A 16,493-nucleotide genomic window follows, 5' to 3' on the forward strand; every position below is an offset into this window, starting at 1 on the left:
GGTGCCATCAGCCTGTCCACCGCCACGTCGGATTTGAAAGCCGCGCCACCATGAAATCCGAGAGCACCTCCACCTTCGCAGGTCGAGCCCGGGCAGAGGGCGTGACGAAATAGAGCGCTCCGCTCGGCAGCGTCCAGTCGGGTAGGATCGCTTTCAACCTGCCATCGGCGAGATATTCGTGCGCCATGAATTCCGGCAGCTCTACAACCCCAAGGCCGTGCAACGCCATTGGAATCAAGGCTTGCGAATTGGTGGAGCGCAACGGACCGGCCGGCACGACAACTTCCTCTTCGCCTGCCTTATTGCGAAAGCGCCAGACGTCCTGGCGCGGCCGATAGGCGTATCCTAGACAATGATCGGCCTTAAGCTCGCGCGGATGTCGCGGCGTGCCGTATCGATCGAGGTACGCAGGTGCGGCGAGAATGAAGGGAGCGACCGCTGCCAGCCTCCGGGCGACCAATGAGGAATCCGGCAGAACGGCAATTCTCAGGGCAGCATCGAATCCGTCTCCCACCAGGTCGACGACGGCGTCGCTCATATGCAGGTCGATAGAAATATCGGGATAGAGGTCGAAAAAATCGGGCAGGATCGGCGCCAGCCAGCGTGTACCGAAGGCCATCGGCGCGGCAAGCCGGATAAGCCCTCGCGGTCGGCTGGACAGCTCGCGCGCTGCATTTTCCGCAGCCTCTGCCTCCGCATAGAGCCGCGAGGCACGGTCGACCAATCGCAAGCCGAAATCGGTCAGCGCCAGTTGCCGCGAGGTGCGGTTGAAAAGCCGTGCGCCAAGTCTCTCCTCCAGCCGGCTGACGGCCCGCGAAACGGTAGGCACCGATACACCGAGCGTCCTAGCGGCGCGAGCGAAAGAACGCTCTTCGGCCACCTTGGCGAACATGGCCAGGCCTTCGAAATCCGGAAAGTTCGTCATTTCATTCCTGTAACGATAGCTTTCATTTCTTTCTATTTCGAAACGTTTCCCGCGTCCATATCTCAGTCTCGGTCGAACAACAGGAGACGACAATGACACAAAGATTGAGTGGAAAGATCGCAGTGATTACCGGCGCGACATCGGGCATTGGCCTTGCCACTGCCAAGCGTTTCGCCACCGAAGGCGCCCAGCTTTTCGTGACCGGCCGGCGCAAGGACATGCTCGACGCGGCGGTTGCGGAAATAGGGGGTAAGGTTGTCGGCATCCAGGCGGACTCGGCAGAGCTTGCAGACCTTGATCGGCTCTATGAACGCGTGAAAGCCGAAGCCGGCCGGATAGATGTGCTGTTCGTCAATGCCGGCGGTGGTTCGATGCTGCCGCTCGGCGAAATTACCGAAGAGCAGTATGACGACACGTTCGACAGAAATGTGAAAGGTGTTCTTTTCACCGTGCAGAAGGCTTTGCCGCTGCTCGGTCCGGGCTCATCGGTTATCCTGACGGGATCGACGGCGGGCTCGACCGGCACTCCCGCCTTCAGTGTTTACGCCGCCTCGAAGGCCGCGTTACGAAGCTTTGCCCGCAACTGGATCCTTGATCTCAAGGATCGCGGCATTCGTATCAATACGCTGAGCCCCGGTCCTACAAAGACAACCGGTCTCGTCGAACTCGCCGGCAAAGATGAGGCGCAACAGCAGGGCTTGCTCGATTATCTCGCAACCCAGGTGCCAATGGGGCGCGTCGGCCGCGCCGAAGAGATCGCCGCCGCCGCACTTTTTCTCGCTTCCGACGATTCGAGCTTCGTCACCGGTATCGAACTCTTCGCCGACGGCGGCGCCGCGCAGGTGTGATGAAATCCGGCGGCCTGCCAATGTTGGATGGCGGGCCGCCGACGCTGGTATCCCGATCGTCTTTCGACTAATGCTCGCGTTGAAAGCGGAAGCAGAAGCGGAAAGGAAACGGCCACATATGACCGGCTATCAAATCTTCTGGCCACTCCTCGCCCATGTGGCCCTGGTCTACGGTCTTTATGCGCTGCTCGGCATGCGGCGCGCGAAAATGGTCCGCGCCGGCAGCATCGCCAAATCGGATTATCGCGAAAACCGGGGCGAGCCGGCCGAAAGCCTCATCGTCAAGAACTGCCTCGCCAATCAGTTCGAACTGCCCGTGCTGTTCTACGCCTGCTCAATTCTTCTCTATATCACCGAGGCCGACAATCTCATCTCTGTCGTCCTCGCCTGGGCCTTCGTCGCCCTGCGCTACGCCCATGCCGCCATTCACGTCACCAGCAACGATATGCGCTATCGCAGCCCGATCTTCGCCGCAGGTTACATCATACTCGCCGCCATGTGGGTATGGCTCGCCGCATGGATGGCGATGAGCTGAGGCGCGCGTGCGCCTCGTCCGTCACTGACCGGTCACGCGGCTGACACCGTATCGGTACCGGTTGCGATGGGTAAAATCACATCCTGGAATCGTGATCGTCACGGGCTTTTCTCAACCGTTAAAATGCGAGCATTTCCATTTACCGCCGATGAACACCCTGCATGTCATGCCTTCCGCCGCGAACAATAAATATGGGAACGACATGGGCGCGGAAAGCATGGATCGGATCGGCTTGCGCAGGAAGCCGAAGCAGGAACGCAGCATCCAGAGGCTGGATCTCATTCTTGCCGCGGCCGCCAGGATCATTGCCGAAAAGGGCGTCAGCGCCATGCGGATGACGGAACTCGCCGTCGCCGCCAAAGTGCCGATCGGTTCGGTTTACCAGTATTTTCCCGAGAAGGCGGCGATCGTCAAAGCCCTGTTCGACCAGCACGCTTCGGCGATCCAGGCGAAGACGGCGGCGATGTTTGCCGACGTCAGGTCGCTCGACCAGGCGCTCGACCGCGTTTGCGCCATCATCGACTGGTATTACGATTCCTACCATGACGATCCCGTCTATCTCGGCGTCTGGATGGGCACGGAGACCGATCAGGATCTGCTGCAGCTGAACATCGAGCATAGCGGCCGTGTCGCCGGCATCTTCCATGACGCCGTGCGTGACCTCACTCCCGACCTTTGCGACGAGGATATGTACGCGCGCACTTACCTGTTCAGCCACCTGATCGGCGCCGTCATCCGGCTTGCCGCCGTCAGCGACAAGGAGTTGGCGCGGCGCATGCTCGACCAATGGAAGCGCGTCATCCGCGCCTCCCTTTTCACCACGAGCGTGCCTGCCGCTGCTTGAGTCGGCTTACCAGCTCGGCACCATATTGGCGGCCTTCAGCCGCGGATAAAGGCGTGCCTGGGCGGATTTGACATCGGCCTCGAGAGTATCATCGACGACGGCAGGAGTGATGTTGTCAAGGCAGGCGGTGATATGCGCCGTGATCGCGTTCATCAGCGAGAGCGAAACGCCCGGCCGCTTCATGATGCCGATTTGCACCGGCGGCAGCGCCGGAAAACCGTCGGCCTGGCTCAGTACCTTCATGCCTGTTCGCAATGCCGACTCCGGCATGACCGAAACCGCCATGCCGGCAAGCACGGCAGCGGCAACCACGGTGCAGGACCAACTGGTGAACAGGATCTGGTGCTCGCGTCCCACAGCATCGAGCGCCGAGCAGGCGAGCTGGCGCCACTGGCAGTCGCGCCGGCCGACGGCAAGCGGCACCGGCGCGTCGTCGCGGATCGGATGGTTGGCCGAGCCCACCCAGCAGAGCGGCTCGGTTCTCACCACATCGGACATGCGCTCGCGCGGATTGTGGGTGACGAGGGCGATGTCGAGCTCGCCTTTGTGCATGCGCTCGGCGAGATCCACCGAAGGCTCGCAGACGATGTAGAGTTCGACATTCGGATGCGTCTTGGCGAAGCGGCCGATGATTTCGGGCATGTAGCGGTCGGCATAATCGTCCGGCGTGCCGATCCGCAGCGTCCCCTCCAGCCTGTTGTCGTCGAAGGCGGCGATCGCCTCATTGTTGAGGCGGATGATGCGCCGGGCATAGTTGAGCAGCTTTTCACCCTCGACCGTCAGCCGGTTGCCGCGCCCATCCTTGATGAACAGCTGCTTGCCGATGCGCTCTTCGAGGCGGCGCATCTGCATGGAGACGGCCGATTGGGTCTTGTAGACCCTGTCGGCCGCCTTGGTGAAGCTGCCGGAATCGACGATGGCGATGAAAGTCTGCAGTTGGTCGAGATCAAGAGGTGCGGACATGGTTTCACCCATAAAGATAGCTGATGATAATCATTAGAAACATTCGTTGGACTGATCAATAGGTCTTTGGCATCTTCGGGATGCAAATCAAAGCAAAGTGAAGGACAGACACCCTGCCTGTCCAAGCGGAATTCAGCTTGCTCCTTCCCGCACGACCTCGCGGGAGGGGTGGGTTGCGTTGCGCGCCGATCTAAAACGTTACAGCGCCCTTTATGCGTCTAAAAGACGTGCGGCACTGTACAGAAAGGAGAGTTCAATGCGCATGACAGACCGGACACTCGAACTCGACTGCGGCAAGCCGACCCCGACGTTTTTCCAGCGTCTGGCGGCAGGCCTCGCACCGTTGGCCTCTCTCTTTCGCGTGTTCCGCAATCGCATGGAGATCAACGCGCTGCATGATCTGAACGACACGCAGCTGAGGGATATCGGCCTTACCCGGGCCGATCTGACCTCCGCGTTCCTGGCGTCGACCTTTTTTGAGGACCCGTCGGAACATCTGACGCGTTCGGCGCGCAATCGCTGGCGCCTGTCGTCTCTTTTGCGCTCCTACGAATAGCAGGAGCGTCGAGTTTCCCCGCAGGGTGATAGCCAATAGCCCTGCCGCTTGACCCGGTGATAGGCTTTCCCAAGCCATCTCCGGGTTTTTTTATTCGGAGGAGGGTTTCGGCCGGTAGGTTTCGAAGATCGCTTCCAGGTTCTTCTGGTAGCTCTTCTGCACTTCCAGTCCACTGTCGAACATGGCGTTCAGCATCTGGGTATAGCTGTCGGCATTGACCTTCGCCTCTTCCTTGGGCGCCTCCGGTGTCTTGGCCTTGGTCGGGGCCGCCGGCTGCTGGCCGAGCCCGCCCATCATCTCCTGGAAGGCCTTGGCGAAGGGATTGTCGAGGAAGGGGTTGGGCGTCTGCGTCGGCGCAGGCTTCGGCACCGAAAACATCTGCTGCATCGCCTGGGTGAACGGATTGTCGAAGATGCTGGGCTCCGGAGCCGGTTTCGGCGCGAAGCCGGTACTCTCTAGCCATTTCTGGATGGTCTCGCCCATCGCCGTGTTGAAGAAGGGGTTGACCGGCGAGGCCATCTGTCCGGTCGTCTGCTTGAAGAGCCCGCCCATCAGCGTATCGGCCAGCACGGGCAGCATCCGCTTGTAGATATCCTGGCCGATCCCGGTCATCTGTGCGGCCTGGGCGGCGACTGCGCGCGAAACCTCCTTCGAGCCGAAAAGCTGGGCAAGGATGTTGTTGCCGTCTGAAATGCCCTCCGGTGTGAAGGCCCGGCTCATATCCTCGAAATAGCGCCCATAGTTGCCGGAGGAGACCGCCTGCATCAGCCCGACGAAATCGTAAGGATTGCTGGTGCTGCGCTTCAGTCCGGCGGAAAAGGCCGGCATCAGCGCCGCCATCGCCTTCGTCGCCTGTTCCTGCGCGAGGTTGAACTGCCGGGCGACCGCTTCCATTGCCGCGCCATTCTGCGCCTGCATCATCATGTCGAAGAGTGGCAGCATGGAGGTCCCTTTCCCCGAGTCGTGACGCGTTGTAACGCCACTATAACCTGAAATGCTCATGCGCAAACGGCTTTTTGCCATAAGAACTTAGGGAAGAATTTGGCCGGTGTTACCCGGCCGAGGCCCCAGCGAACCGAGCTCACGAGCGAAAGCGGCCACAACGACGGCAGGCTGTCACGCCTTAACCAGCATCTATGCTATCCTCACCGAAACCGATCCCTGCGCGCCGGCGTTTCCTTCTATGGCCGAGACGAAATCCCCCGCTGGTCACGACGACGCGCCGCCCGGTGAAGACGGTGAAAAGCCCGGCGCGGATATTTCCTTTCCCTATGACAGGATGACCGTCGAGCAATTCCGAAGACGCTTTCCCCGTGCCCGCTGGAGCGATGCCCGCAAGGCCTGGTTTGTTCCCGGCCGGACGGCGTCCCGCCGCATCGGACGATGGCTTGCCGAGATGGAGGCCGAAGCCGACGCCCACGCCGATGCGAAGGGACGCGACGCCTTCGTCTTCGATCCGATCGACAGTGCCTATCTCGAATTCGGCAAGGCAGGTTTCCGAATTCGCACACCCTATTCGAAAACTGTCGTTGACGAACTGCGCGAGGTGCCGTTCTCACGGTGGGACGGTGATCTCAGAATATGGCACGTTCCCTTCCGGTCCTATGAGGAACTCCGACGCCGGTGGCCTGATATCGAGGCTGCGGCGCGCAGAAACGAACCGGAGGAGAGACGGCGTCGCGCCGAGGAGCGCAAGGGGACCGAACTGGATATACGCAGCAAGCGCCGCTCCGCGGAACGCAAGCGTCATCGTTACCCACTTCAGAGCGATGACTTGCCGCCGATCGGACGTCCGGTGGCCACCGCCTATGGAATCGTCGTCTTTACCGACATCTCAGGCGAACTGGTCGAACCGGACGTCGTTGCGGACTTCTATCCCGGCGTAACCGAAGATCACGTCTGGGGACATTGGCGGGTTCCCACACTCGAAGAACTCGTCCGCACCTGGCCGGCGAAAGTTCCTCCGGTTGAGGACGCCGAGTGGTGGCTGCCGACGATCGAGGAACTGAGACCGGCTCGCCGTACGGCACGATCGCGCGAAGCCAGGAAGCGCGCGAAGGCGCCGTGAACCAACTTGAATTCCTTGAATCAGTCTCGCCTTAGTACTGATAGTCCTCGAAGACGGGTTCCACGGAACCGTTCCAGCGGCCGTGATAGAGCGACAGCAGATCCTCGGCGAGCGTTGCTTTCTTGGCGAGCACTTCGTCGAGCGGCGCAAGGAAGATGGTCTCGTCCTGGCCTTCGCCGTTGAGCTTGCCGCGCGCCTTGAGGCCGGCCTTTGAAATGCCGATCACCTCGCGCGCCATGTCGAAGAGCGGATGGCCGCGGAATTGCGCCTTCAAGCCTTCGGCGGGAACGGCATTGCGCAGGGCGCTGATCTCGGCAAAGCTCCAATCCTTCGTCAGTTCGTCGGCGGCCTCGAGGGCCGTATCGTCGTAGAGCAGGCCGACCCAGAAGGCCGGCAGCGCACAGATGCGCCGCCAGGGGCCGCCGTCGGCGCCGCGCATTTCCAGGAAACGCTTCAGCCGCACGTCGGGGAAGAGTGTCGAAAGATGGTTCGTCCAGTCCCCCATCGTCGGCGCCGGATCGGCGACCTCGCCCTTCAACGCGCCGTTCATGAACTGGCGGAAGGTGACATGGGTACAGTCGTGATAGTGGCCGTCGCGGACGATGAAATACATCGGCGCGTCGAGCGCCCATTCGGCATAATCGCGGAAGCCGAAATCGTCGCGGAAGGTGAAGTCGAGCAGGCCGGCGCGTTGGTTATCGACATCGCGCCAGATATCGCCGCGCCAGGAAAGCAGCCCGTTCGGCTTGCCTTCGGTGAAGGGCGAAGATGCGAAGAGGGCGGTCGCCAGCGACTGCAGCTTCATCGAGACGCGCATCTTCTTGCGCATGTCGGCTTCCGAGGAGAAATCGAGATTCACCTGGATCGTGCAGGTGCGGTACATCATGTCGAGACCCTGGGTGCCGACCTTCGGCATATAGCGGGTCATGATCTCGTAGCGTGATTTCGGCATTTGCGGGGTTTCCGCATAGGTCCATTTCGGACTGCCGCCGATGCCGAGGAAGCGGATGCCCATCGGCTCGGCGATTTCGCGCAGTGTCGCCAGATGCTGGTTCGATTCCTTGCAGGTCTCGTGGATCGTCTCCAGCGGTGCGCCGGAGAGTTCGAACTGGCCGCCGGGCTCGATCGAGATCGCGCCCATGCCGTTCTGCTCGGCAAGGCCGATGATGTTGCCGCCGTCGGTGATCGGCTCCCAGCCGCTTTTCTTCTGCAAGCCGGTCAAAAGGGCCGAAATGCTGGCATCGCCGAAATAGGGAACCGGACTGTTGTCGGCGCGGAAGAAGGCGAACTTCTCGTGTTCGGTGCCGATCCGGAAGCGCTCCCGCGGCTTGTTGCCGGCGGCAATGTAATCGGTCAGATCCTGGACCGAAGAGAGCGGTGTCTGGTCGGTAGTGTCGCGGGCCATGCGGGATACCTGTATTCAAAAAGGCGCCCAGGGGGCCGGGCAGTTGGAAGGCTGATTAGGACCCAAGCCACCCATGTTGCAAGTGAAATTGTTTCAACGACGCATCAAAAAAATAGCAGCGATTTCTATGTCAACCCGTTTTCGCCCTAATTCCAGTCGCCGATCGCCGCCTGGACCACCGCCAGCGCCGCAACGGCCGCCGTATCGGCCCTGAGGATGCGCGGTCCGAGCGGAATGGCGGTGACGAAATCGAGGCTTCGAAGCCGCGCCCGTTCCTCTTCCGAAAAGCCGCCTTCCGGCCCGACGAGCAGAGCAAGATGCTTTTCCCGGATCGCCGACAGCACCGGCAGCGGGTTCTGCCCGGCGTCGCCCTCGTCGCAATAGATGATGCGACGCTCGCTCGGCCAGCGGTCGAGCAGGTCGAGAAGCCTCACCGGCTCGGTCACATCGGGGATGCCGAGAATGCCGCATTGTTCCGCCGCCTCGACGACATTGGCGCGCAGCTTGTCGAGATTGGTGATCTTGCCCTGGACGTGCTGGGTCATGACCGGCTGCAGCAGGCCGGCTCCCATTTCCACAGCCTTCTGCACGAGATAATCCATGCGGCCGACCTTGAGCGGCGCAAAGAGATAATGCAGGTCGCAAGGCTGCGGCTGCGGCCGGGTCTCTTCGGTTGCCGTCAAGAGGATGCGTTTGCGCGTAGGAAAAGTGAGGGTCGCCTTCCACTCGCCGTCGCGGCCGTTGAAGAGCAGGATCTCCGCCCCTTCTTCCATCCTCAGCACATTGGCGAGATAGTTGAACTGGTCGGTATTTGCCTCGAGGACGGCGCCGCGGGAAAGCGGCGCGTCGACGAAAAGCCGTTGCATACGGAAATTGGCGCGCATTCGAAAACTCGGGGTTTCACACGAAGAGCGCGAACATAGCCCAATAAATCATTGCCGCAAGCGCCCCCGAAACCGGCACGGTGACGATCCAGGCAGCGACGATCGTCATGAAATGCGACCGTCGCACGAGATAGCGCCGCCGCGTCTCGTGAATGTTCGGCTCCTCCGGCTCGTCGATATCAAAGCTCTCGGCCTTGCGCCTGATATAGGCGATGCGGCGCTTCGAATGACGCGTGTACCATTCGCGGAAGAATCCGACGCCGAAGACCGAGCCGACGGCGATATGCGTGGTGCTGACCGGCAGACCGAGCCAGGAGGCGACGATGACGGTGAAGGCGGTCGACAGCGCGACGCAATAGGCCCGCATCGGATTGAGCTTGGTGATCTCCTCGCCGACAAGGCGGATGAGGCGCGGCCCGAAGAGCAGCAGGCCGACCGAGATGCCGAAGGCGCCGATCAGCATCACCCAGAGCGGCGGATGGCCGATGGCGTCGCCGCCGACGCCGACCGAATGGACGATCGCCGACAGTGGCCCGACCGCATTCGAAACGTCGTTGGCCCCGTGCGCGAAGGACAGCAGCGCCGCAGAGCCGATCAGCGGCAACCGGAACAGCACCCGCAGCGAGCTGTTGCGGTTTTCGAGATCCCGCGCCTGGGCGAGAACGAGCGGCCGGGCGGCAAGCCAGCTCACCAGCCCGATGCCGATCCCGATGAGGATGATGGTGTAAGATTGATATTTGCCGGTGGGCGACAGCTGCAGCACCATATAGGCCATGAAACCGCCGGCCATCACCGCGACCAGCACCGGCACCCAGCGCTTGGCCGCCGCGACCTTGTCGTCGCTATAGATGATCAGCGTCTTGACGAGATATAGCAGCCCGGCTGCGATTAGCCCGCCGATCAGCGGCGAGGTGATCCAGCTCGAAGTGATTTCCAGCATCACCTGCCAGTTCACCGGTTCCGGCCCGACGGCTGAGATGCCGGCTCCGATCACTGCCCCGACGATCGCATGGGTGGTGGAAACCGGCGCATTCATCCACGTCGCGAGATTGATCCAGAGGGCCGCCGCCATCAGCGCCGCCATCATGATCCAGCCGAGTATTGCCGGCGGCACCTGGACGGCGTCGACTAAGTTCGAGGAAATTGTCTTGACGACCTCGCCGCCGGCGATGGTGGCGCCAAGGATTTCAAAAATCGCCGCGATGACCAGGGCCTGGCCCATCGTCATGGCGCGCGCGCCGACCGCGGCACCGACATTGTTGGTCACATCATTGGCGCCGATGTTCATCGCCATGTAGCCGGCAAGCGCCGCCGCCGCCACCACCAGCATCGCTCCCGGCCGGTCGAACACGTAGACGCCGGCAAAAAGCATGGCCAGACCGAGAAAGATCAGTCCGAGACCGGGCGCCACCAGCCGCCGCAAAACATGCTTCGCCACGTCCTCGGCATGGGTGATCTTGTCGAGGTCCTTGTCGAGCGTGCGTTTCGTGAGGACTGCGGGACGTGGCGGCATTCTTGTTCCTGAGAATGAATCTGCTTCTACGCTGCTTTTCTAGCAGTGCAAGATGGCAGGAATCATTCCGCCGGAATTTGCTTGGCCGCCGGAATTTCGTTGTCCGTTGAAATTTGCGTCGCCGCGTTGGCCGAAAGCCTGTCGGTCATCTTTTTCTTGAAAGCAAGGAAGAGGTGACGGAGCTCCGGTTCGCGCACCCGCCCGGCCGCCTCGTCGAACGACACCCATTCGATGCGGCGCTCGCCTTTTTCCTTGAAGTTCTTCATCATATTGGTGACTTCGAGCGCATAGACCTGCACCTTGCAGACCACCTGCACCCCATCGCGCAGCACTTTGGGATAGGTATAGGCGCCAAGCGTCTCCGGCTCGACCACGCCGCGCACGCCGGCTTCCTCGAAGGCCTCCTGCATCGCGACCTCATGGGCGCATTTGCGCGTCATCGGCCAACCCTTGGGAATGACCCAGCGGCCGGTGTCGCGACTCGTCATCAACAGCACCTCGACCTCGCCGCTCTTCTTCTTAACCCGGTAGCAGAGCGCACCATATTGCTGTCGCGGCGGGCGCCGGAACATCAGTTGCACATCGGAAGCCAGTCGGGCGAAAAGAGTCAATTGTCGGGTCACCTTCACAGTCGTCGTTAGGAATCACTCATATACGTATATCACGGAAAGCTTACGCAATCCAAAATGGCATGACGATTCGAAACGCCATTTGATCGTCGTTCATAGGGAAAATCGAGGTAGGACAGGTTGGGAGAATCCGTCACGCCCTGTCTCGAATGCGTCACATTGCACAGCTGTACAATATGGCGTGATCTTGCCTTTCGTTCAATGGCAAGATCAAGTGATGCACTATGATTTTCGAATGTGGTAATCATGCGTCTACCCCCTCTCAACGCCGTCCGCGCCTTCGAGGCCGTCTGCCGTCACGGCAGCATTCTGAAAGCTGCCGAAGAGCTGAATGTGGTGCGTGGCGCCGTGCGTCAGCAGATTGCCACGTTGGAGAATCACCTCGGCCGCAAGCTCTTCACGCGTGACGGCCGCCGGCTGGTTCCGACGGTGCAGGCGAGCGCTTTCGCCGCCGCAGCGGGCGTGGCTTTCGACATTCTGCAGCGCGCCGTTTTGGAGCTCGAAGACGCCGAGCAGAATCGCATTCGGCTCGGCGTGCCCTCCGCCTTCGCGGTCTGGTGGCTGATGCCGCGCGTCGCGGATATGCAGGCAAGTCTCGGCGATACGGCGGTCGAGATCGTGCCGATGACCGTGGTCGAACCGCTGCAGATGCACCCGGAGTTGGACGCTGTGATCATGGGCGGTGAATACCGGCCGGCCCCGGGGATCACCGCTCTGCGATTCATGGAGGACGAGTTCGGCCCGGTCTCCACACCTTCGCTCGCCGCGACACTATCCAAGGACCCTGCAGCGATGGGTGCACTGACGATGCTCGCCAGCCGCAGCGTTCCGAAGCTCTGGGACGAATGGTTCGCCGAAAGCGGCACGCCGCCGGTCGTCTTTTCCCGCGTCCAGGAATTCGAGGATCTGCTGCTGGCGCTGGGGGCTGCCCGCTCCGGGCTTGGCATCGCGCTTGCGCCGCGTGCTTCGATCGAAGACGATCTCGAACGCCGGCATCTGGTCGCGCCCTACGGCTTCATCTCCCGCCCGTCGGGCTACAGCCTCTGCTGCCGCACGCCGGATGCGAAACGGCCGGCCTTTGTGGCTTTGTCCGGCTGGCTGCTTCGTTGCGGGACGTCGGCCTGAAAGGGCAGATTTTCTGCCCCTTCGCCAGAATTACTTCCATATTCGCAGCCCTCTTGCTCCGCTAAAAACAGCACCAAGGCGCAAATAGGAAAGAGATGATGGAAAAGACCGCAACCCGTATCGATTGGATCGGCGGCAGCTGCCGGCTGCTCACGGCGACGGCCGCCGAATTCGAGCGGACGCGTCCTTTCGAGGGTCTGTCGATCGGTACCGGCATCCATCTCGAGCCGAAGACGGTGGCGCTGTTGATGACGCTGCGCGCCGGTGGCGCGCGTCTCGTCTGCACCGGCAATCTCAACAGTACCCAGCCGTCGACGGTCGAGTTCCTGCGTTCACAAGGCATCACCGTCTTTGCCACGCAGACGACCGATCCCGCCGCCCATCATCAGAGCCTCGAAGCGGTCATCGCCGAGAAGCCGGATCTGCTGCTCGACAATGGCGGCGATCTCTTCGCCATCGCGGCGGAAAAGCCCTATGCCAATCTCCTGGGCGGCACCGAGGAGACCACTTCGGGGCGCACCCGTCTGCTGCAGCTGCGCGAGCGGCTGGAGATGCCGATCCTCGTCATCAACGACAGCCCGATCAAGCAGTTCGCTGAAAACAGGCATGCCGTCGGCCAGAGCCTGTTCGAAAGCTACCTGCGCTTCACCAACCGCTCCACCAACGGCAAACGCGTGACCGTCTTCGGCTACGGCGCCTGCGGCAAGGGCACGGCCGCCTGTTTCCGCAATGCCTTTTCAACCGTCAGCGTCGTCGACATCGATCCGGTGACGACGCTCGAAGCCCATCTCGACGGTTTCGTCACGCCGCTGCGCGACCAGGCGATCCGTTCGGCCGACATCATCATCACCGTCACCGGTTTTGCCGGGATCGTGACGGCAGCCGACCTGCCGCTCGTCAAGGACGGCGCGATCCTGATGAATGGCGGCCATTTCCCGCATGAGATCGATGTCGAGGCCCTTCGCCGCCATCCCGATGTCACCGGCATCGATCGCTACGAGGCCGATCATATCGAGACCTTCCATCTCGCCGACGGCCGCTGCTTCCATGTGCTCGGCGGCGGTCACATGGCCAATCTCGCCGGTCCGCGGCCGCTCGGCAATACGGTCGAATCGATGGATCTCGGCTTCACCCTCCAGGCCCGTTGCCTGGAACGCATCGCCAGGGGCGAGGCCGGTTCCCAATCCTGCGTCGTTCCCGTACCCCGCGATATCGATGCGATGGTGGCGAACGCCTATCTCGATCTGGCGCGCCAAGTTTCTCGTCGAGGTTAGTCGATCTCGACGACGAGCTTTCCATCCGCCTGCCGGCTTTCGATCAGCCGATGCGCCTCATCGGCACCGGCAAGGGTGAAGCGGCGCCTGTCGAGCTTGGGCATCACCTTGCCGGCTTCGACGAGCTTCGTCATCTCCTGCATGATCTGACCGTGATGGGCGCGTCCCTCGCCGGTCAGAAGCGGCAGCAGCGTGAAGACGCCGGAATAGGTGGCGGCCTTGAAGGAGAGTGGCGCCAGCGCGTGGCTTCCCCAGCCAAGACAGCTCACGACATGGCCGAACCGACTGACGGCACGGAATGCCGTATCGAGCCCCTGGCCGCCGACCGTATCGTAGACCAGATCGAAACCCTTGCCGCCGGTGTGTCTTGCGACATAGGTTTCCACCGTTTCCACGTCACGATCGATCGGTGTTGCGCCAAGGCCGGCGAAATAATCCGCTTTCGAAGCGCCGTCGACCACATAGACCTCGGTTCCGGCAGCCTTGGCGATCTGCGCGACGATATGGCCGACACCGCCGCCGCCGAGTACGAGAACCTTCTGGCCGGCCTTGACCCCGGCGCGGTCGACAAGCCCTTCCCAGGCGGTGATCGAGATCAACGGCAGGGCGGCTGCCTCGCGCATCGACAGATTCTGTGGCTTTGGCGCCAGCAGCGCGGCGTCGATGGCTGCAAATTCGGCAAGCGATCCCTGAATGCCGCCGACCCCGCCGGTCATGCCGTAGACCGCGTCGCCGCGGCGGAAACCACTGACGCCAGTTCCGATCTCTTCGACGATGCCGGCCATATCGATGCCGAGTATGGCGGGAAGCGGATGGCGGGCATGGACCGCATTACCGGCCCGGATCTTGAGGTCGAGCGGGTTGACGCCACTTGCCTTGATGCGCACCAGAACCTGGCCCTCGCCGGGGGACGATTTTGCGATATCGGCGATCCGCAGCGGCGAATTCGGCGTCTCCGCCAGCAGTGCTTTCATCGTTGATTGGACAGGCATGGAACTCTCCTTCGTTCGCAGCGCGGCGTCTGCTGGGGCGTCGGCAATGGCTTGTGCTGGGAGAAGATGGTGCATTGAAGCGCGAATGAAAATGAAAGATAATGACTGAAATCCATGCATTTTTGTTTGACGGATGCGGGCGATGGAATGGAGCGACCTCAAGCTGTTTCTGGCGATCGCGCGGTTCGGCACGCTGGGGGCAGCAGCCCGCAGCCTCGGGCTGACGCAGCCGACGATGGGCAGGCGGCTGCGTGCTCTTGAAGCCTCGCTCGGCCAGACGCTTTTTCAGCGCACGACGGATGGCTTCGTGCTGACCGACGAGGGCACCGCCGTGTTCGCCGGCGCTGAACGCATCGAAGAGGAGGCGCTCGCCATGGAGCGCGTCCTTGCCGGTGGCAGTCGTCAGCTCGATGGCTTTCTCAGGCTGTCCTCATCCGATTGGTTCGGCGCGCATGTGCTTTCGCCGGTACTGGCGGAATTCTCGCAAGTCCATCCAAAGGTAGAGATCGAATTGCTGACCGACAGCCGGCTTCTCAACCTGTCGCGACGCGAAGCCGACCTCGTCTTCCGCATCCGGCCTTTCACGGAGGCGGAGGTCATATCGCGCAAGCTCATCCATATCGAATACGGCCTTTACATCAGACGCGGCGCACCGCACCCCGAAGCTGGCGATGGCACGGGCGCCCGCCTCATCACCATGGACGAGGCTTTCAGCGACATGCCGGATGTCGGCTGGCTGCAGCGCCTGTTGCCGCGGGCCGATACCGTCATGCGCAGCAACAGCCGCGACGTGCAGGCAGCGCTCTGTGCCAACGGTGCCGGGCTCGCCGTTCTGCCGCGGCCGCTCGGCGATTCCCTTGCGGTCGTCGAACTGGTCGATCTCGGTGAACCGCCACCCGGCCGCGACACCTGGGTCGGCTATCACCGCGACATGAAGCGGCTGGCGCGGCTGCGCGCCCTGCTGGACCTCGTCATCGAGAGGCTGGCGCGCTGAACCGGCACTGCCATCAGCGCTCCCAATAGGGGACGGGGCCATAAAGCTCTGCCAGATAATCGATGAACAGCCGCACCTTGGCCGGCAGGAACTGCCGGCTGGGATAGACGGCCGACAGCGCGACATTGTGCGAGCCTTCATAGGCCGGCAGCACCTGCACCAGCCGGCCAGCCTTGAGCTCTTCGCCGATATCCCAGGTGGAGCGCAGGGCGATTCCGAGACCGGCGATGACAGCCTCGCGGATCACCTCGCTGGAATTGGTGATCAGCATGCCTTCCGGCCTGAGACTCAGCGCTCCGTCCGGTCCGTTCAGCCGCCAGGTGTCGTTATTGTGCGCCGGCAGGCAGCGGTGGTGTTTCAGCTCGTCGATATGCTGAGGTGCGCCATGCGCCGCCAGGTAATCCGGCGAGGCGCAGAGCAGCCGGCGCACCGGCGCCAGCCTTCGGGCGACGAGGCTCGAATCGGTGAGTTCGGCGATGCGGATCGCCAGATCGAAGCCGCCGCCGACGATGTCGCTGAATTCGTCCGTCAGCACCAGGTTGATCGCAAGCTCCGGATGCGCCTCCATGAAACCCTTCAGATGTGGCGCGATATGCATGCGCCCGAAGGAGGTCGGCGCCGAGATCTTCAGCGTGCCGTGCATCTGTGCCGAGCGGCCGGAGATATAGAATTCCGCTTCCTCAAGCCCGGCGAGAATGCCGAGGACGCGGTCGTAGAAACCCTGTCCGGCTTCCGTCAGCGAGATCTGCCGCGTCGTGCGTTGCAAAAGCCGGGTGCCGAGCCGGTCCTCCAGCCGCTTGATCCGCTTGGAGACGACGGCCGGGGAAAAGCCGAGCGCGCGCCCGGCGAGAGACATGCTGCCTGTCGAAACGACCTTGGCAAAGATTTCGAGATCACCCAGATTGGTCATAAGGTTTTGCGACTTTTTCCCCTTTTGG

Annotated in this window: 17 protein-coding genes; 8 read left to right on the forward strand and 9 right to left on the reverse strand. The window is 62.0% G+C overall.

Annotation, left to right across the window (positions count from 1 at the left end; translation table 11 throughout):
* Positions 1 to 7 precede the first annotated feature (7 nt).
* Positions 8 to 925, reverse strand: coding sequence for a LysR family transcriptional regulator (locus tag FHT75_RS06250; RefSeq protein WP_028757095.1), 918 nt, complete (start codon positions 923 to 925; stop codon positions 8 to 10).
* 92 nt (positions 926 to 1,017) lie between these two features.
* Here FHT75_RS06250 and FHT75_RS06255 point away from each other — a divergent pair, with 92 nt between their 5' ends.
* From FHT75_RS06255 to FHT75_RS06265, 3 genes are all read left to right on the forward strand, one after another.
* Positions 1,018 to 1,773: an SDR family oxidoreductase gene (locus tag FHT75_RS06255; protein WP_183844726.1), complete on the forward strand. Its 756-nt coding sequence runs from the start codon at positions 1,018 to 1,020 to the stop codon at positions 1,771 to 1,773.
* A gap of 118 nt (positions 1,774 to 1,891) precedes the next feature.
* Positions 1,892 to 2,308 (forward strand): MAPEG family protein, encoded by a 417-nt coding sequence (locus tag FHT75_RS06260; RefSeq protein WP_097542894.1) that lies wholly within the window; start codon positions 1,892 to 1,894, stop codon positions 2,306 to 2,308.
* A 202-nt stretch (positions 2,309 to 2,510) separates the two neighbouring features.
* Positions 2,511 to 3,152 carry a TetR/AcrR family transcriptional regulator gene (locus FHT75_RS06265; RefSeq protein ID WP_047614404.1) on the forward strand — a complete coding sequence of 214 codons (642 nt, stop codon included), beginning with the start codon at positions 2,511 to 2,513 and terminating at the stop codon, positions 3,150 to 3,152.
* 6 nt (positions 3,153 to 3,158) lie between these two features.
* Here the strand turns inward: FHT75_RS06265 and FHT75_RS06270 are convergent, their stop codons facing one another.
* Positions 3,159 to 4,115, reverse strand: a complete 957-nt coding sequence (locus tag FHT75_RS06270; RefSeq protein WP_003588350.1) for a LysR substrate-binding domain-containing protein — start codon at positions 4,113 to 4,115, stop codon at positions 3,159 to 3,161.
* Between the two features lie 256 nt (positions 4,116 to 4,371).
* Here FHT75_RS06270 and FHT75_RS06275 point away from each other — a divergent pair, with 256 nt between their 5' ends.
* Complete coding sequence (locus FHT75_RS06275; protein WP_028757089.1) at positions 4,372 to 4,671, forward strand: DUF1127 domain-containing protein; 300 nt, start codon at positions 4,372 to 4,374, stop codon at positions 4,669 to 4,671.
* 90 nt (positions 4,672 to 4,761) lie between these two features.
* Here the strand turns inward: FHT75_RS06275 and FHT75_RS06280 are convergent, their stop codons facing one another.
* Complete coding sequence (locus FHT75_RS06280) at positions 4,762 to 5,613, reverse strand: DUF937 domain-containing protein (RefSeq protein WP_097542892.1); 852 nt, start codon at positions 5,611 to 5,613, stop codon at positions 4,762 to 4,764.
* A 241-nt stretch (positions 5,614 to 5,854) separates the two neighbouring features.
* Here FHT75_RS06280 and FHT75_RS06285 point away from each other — a divergent pair, with 241 nt between their 5' ends.
* Positions 5,855 to 6,739: a hypothetical protein gene (locus FHT75_RS06285; RefSeq protein WP_028757087.1), complete on the forward strand. Its 885-nt coding sequence runs from the start codon at positions 5,855 to 5,857 to the stop codon at positions 6,737 to 6,739.
* Between the two features lie 31 nt (positions 6,740 to 6,770).
* Here the strand turns inward: FHT75_RS06285 and FHT75_RS06290 are convergent, their stop codons facing one another.
* From FHT75_RS06290 to FHT75_RS06305, 4 genes are all read right to left on the reverse strand, one after another.
* Positions 6,771 to 8,144, reverse strand: a complete 1,374-nt coding sequence (locus FHT75_RS06290) for a glutamate--cysteine ligase (RefSeq protein ID WP_028757086.1) — start codon at positions 8,142 to 8,144, stop codon at positions 6,771 to 6,773.
* A gap of 146 nt (positions 8,145 to 8,290) precedes the next feature.
* Positions 8,291 to 9,028: a 16S rRNA (uracil(1498)-N(3))-methyltransferase gene (locus FHT75_RS06295; RefSeq protein WP_127430571.1), complete on the reverse strand. Its 738-nt coding sequence runs from the start codon at positions 9,026 to 9,028 to the stop codon at positions 8,291 to 8,293.
* Between the two features lie 16 nt (positions 9,029 to 9,044).
* A complete protein-coding gene (locus tag FHT75_RS06300) occupies positions 9,045 to 10,541 on the reverse strand; it encodes an inorganic phosphate transporter (RefSeq protein ID WP_047615309.1) in 1,497 nt (498 codons plus the stop codon).
* Positions 10,542 to 10,603: 62 nt separating this feature from the next.
* Positions 10,604 to 11,152 carry an NUDIX hydrolase gene (locus FHT75_RS06305; RefSeq protein ID WP_047613768.1) on the reverse strand — a complete coding sequence of 183 codons (549 nt, stop codon included), beginning with the start codon at positions 11,150 to 11,152 and terminating at the stop codon, positions 10,604 to 10,606.
* 264 nt (positions 11,153 to 11,416) lie between these two features.
* On the opposite strand from FHT75_RS06305, the gene FHT75_RS06310 reads away from it, so the two are divergent.
* Together FHT75_RS06310 and FHT75_RS06315 are read left to right on the forward strand one after the other, a co-directional pair.
* Complete coding sequence (locus FHT75_RS06310; RefSeq protein ID WP_097542886.1) at positions 11,417 to 12,295, forward strand: LysR substrate-binding domain-containing protein; 879 nt, start codon at positions 11,417 to 11,419, stop codon at positions 12,293 to 12,295.
* A 98-nt stretch (positions 12,296 to 12,393) separates the two neighbouring features.
* Positions 12,394 to 13,569, forward strand: a complete 1,176-nt coding sequence (locus FHT75_RS06315) for an adenosylhomocysteinase (protein ID WP_183844725.1) — start codon at positions 12,394 to 12,396, stop codon at positions 13,567 to 13,569.
* On the opposite strand, the gene FHT75_RS06320 is transcribed toward FHT75_RS06315, so the two are convergent.
* Positions 13,566 to 14,561 carry a zinc-dependent alcohol dehydrogenase family protein gene (locus tag FHT75_RS06320; RefSeq protein ID WP_183844724.1) on the reverse strand — a complete coding sequence of 332 codons (996 nt, stop codon included), beginning with the start codon at positions 14,559 to 14,561 and terminating at the stop codon, positions 13,566 to 13,568. The genes FHT75_RS06315 and FHT75_RS06320 overlap by 4 nt on opposite strands.
* A gap of 142 nt (positions 14,562 to 14,703) precedes the next feature.
* Here FHT75_RS06320 and FHT75_RS06325 point away from each other — a divergent pair, with 142 nt between their 5' ends.
* Positions 14,704 to 15,555 (forward strand): LysR family transcriptional regulator, encoded by an 852-nt coding sequence (locus FHT75_RS06325; RefSeq protein WP_047613770.1) that lies wholly within the window; start codon positions 14,704 to 14,706, stop codon positions 15,553 to 15,555.
* Between the two features lie 13 nt (positions 15,556 to 15,568).
* On the opposite strand, the gene FHT75_RS06330 is transcribed toward FHT75_RS06325, so the two are convergent.
* A complete protein-coding gene (locus FHT75_RS06330; protein ID WP_097595312.1) occupies positions 15,569 to 16,465 on the reverse strand; it encodes a LysR family transcriptional regulator in 897 nt (298 codons plus the stop codon).
* Positions 16,466 to 16,493: the final 28 nt, after the last annotated feature.

Origin of the sequence: Rhizobium sp. BK112 (assembly GCF_014193215.1) — a bacterium.
Lineage (GTDB): Bacteria > Pseudomonadota > Alphaproteobacteria > Rhizobiales > Rhizobiaceae > Rhizobium > Rhizobium anhuiense.

Excerpts from the sequence above, each read along its gene's own strand:
- FHT75_RS06250 (WP_028757095.1), bottom strand. The coding sequence starts at position 925 with ATGACGAACTTTCCGGATTTCGAAGGCCTGGCCATGTTCGCCAAGGTG.
- FHT75_RS06255 (WP_183844726.1), top strand. The coding sequence starts at position 1,018 with ATGACACAAAGATTGAGTGGAAAGATCGCAGTGATTACCGGCGCGACA.
- FHT75_RS06260 (WP_097542894.1), top strand. The coding sequence starts at position 1,892 with ATGACCGGCTATCAAATCTTCTGGCCACTCCTCGCCCATGTGGCCCTG.
- FHT75_RS06265 (WP_047614404.1), top strand. The coding sequence starts at position 2,511 with ATGGGCGCGGAAAGCATGGATCGGATCGGCTTGCGCAGGAAGCCGAAG.
- FHT75_RS06270 (WP_003588350.1), bottom strand. The coding sequence starts at position 4,115 with ATGTCCGCACCTCTTGATCTCGACCAACTGCAGACTTTCATCGCCATC.
- FHT75_RS06275 (WP_028757089.1), top strand. The coding sequence starts at position 4,372 with ATGCGCATGACAGACCGGACACTCGAACTCGACTGCGGCAAGCCGACC.
- FHT75_RS06280 (WP_097542892.1), bottom strand. The coding sequence starts at position 5,613 with ATGCTGCCACTCTTCGACATGATGATGCAGGCGCAGAATGGCGCGGCA.
- FHT75_RS06285 (WP_028757087.1), top strand. The coding sequence starts at position 5,855 with ATGGCCGAGACGAAATCCCCCGCTGGTCACGACGACGCGCCGCCCGGT.
- FHT75_RS06290 (WP_028757086.1), bottom strand. The coding sequence starts at position 8,144 with ATGGCCCGCGACACTACCGACCAGACACCGCTCTCTTCGGTCCAGGAT.
- FHT75_RS06295 (WP_127430571.1), bottom strand. The coding sequence starts at position 9,028 with ATGCGCGCCAATTTCCGTATGCAACGGCTTTTCGTCGACGCGCCGCTT.
- FHT75_RS06300 (WP_047615309.1), bottom strand. The coding sequence starts at position 10,541 with ATGCCGCCACGTCCCGCAGTCCTCACGAAACGCACGCTCGACAAGGAC.
- FHT75_RS06310 (WP_097542886.1), top strand. The coding sequence starts at position 11,417 with ATGCGTCTACCCCCTCTCAACGCCGTCCGCGCCTTCGAGGCCGTCTGC.
- FHT75_RS06315 (WP_183844725.1), top strand. The coding sequence starts at position 12,394 with ATGGAAAAGACCGCAACCCGTATCGATTGGATCGGCGGCAGCTGCCGG.
- FHT75_RS06320 (WP_183844724.1), bottom strand. The coding sequence starts at position 14,561 with ATGCCTGTCCAATCAACGATGAAAGCACTGCTGGCGGAGACGCCGAAT.
- FHT75_RS06325 (WP_047613770.1), top strand. The coding sequence starts at position 14,704 with ATGGAATGGAGCGACCTCAAGCTGTTTCTGGCGATCGCGCGGTTCGGC.
- FHT75_RS06330 (WP_097595312.1), bottom strand. The coding sequence starts at position 16,465 with ATGACCAATCTGGGTGATCTCGAAATCTTTGCCAAGGTCGTTTCGACA.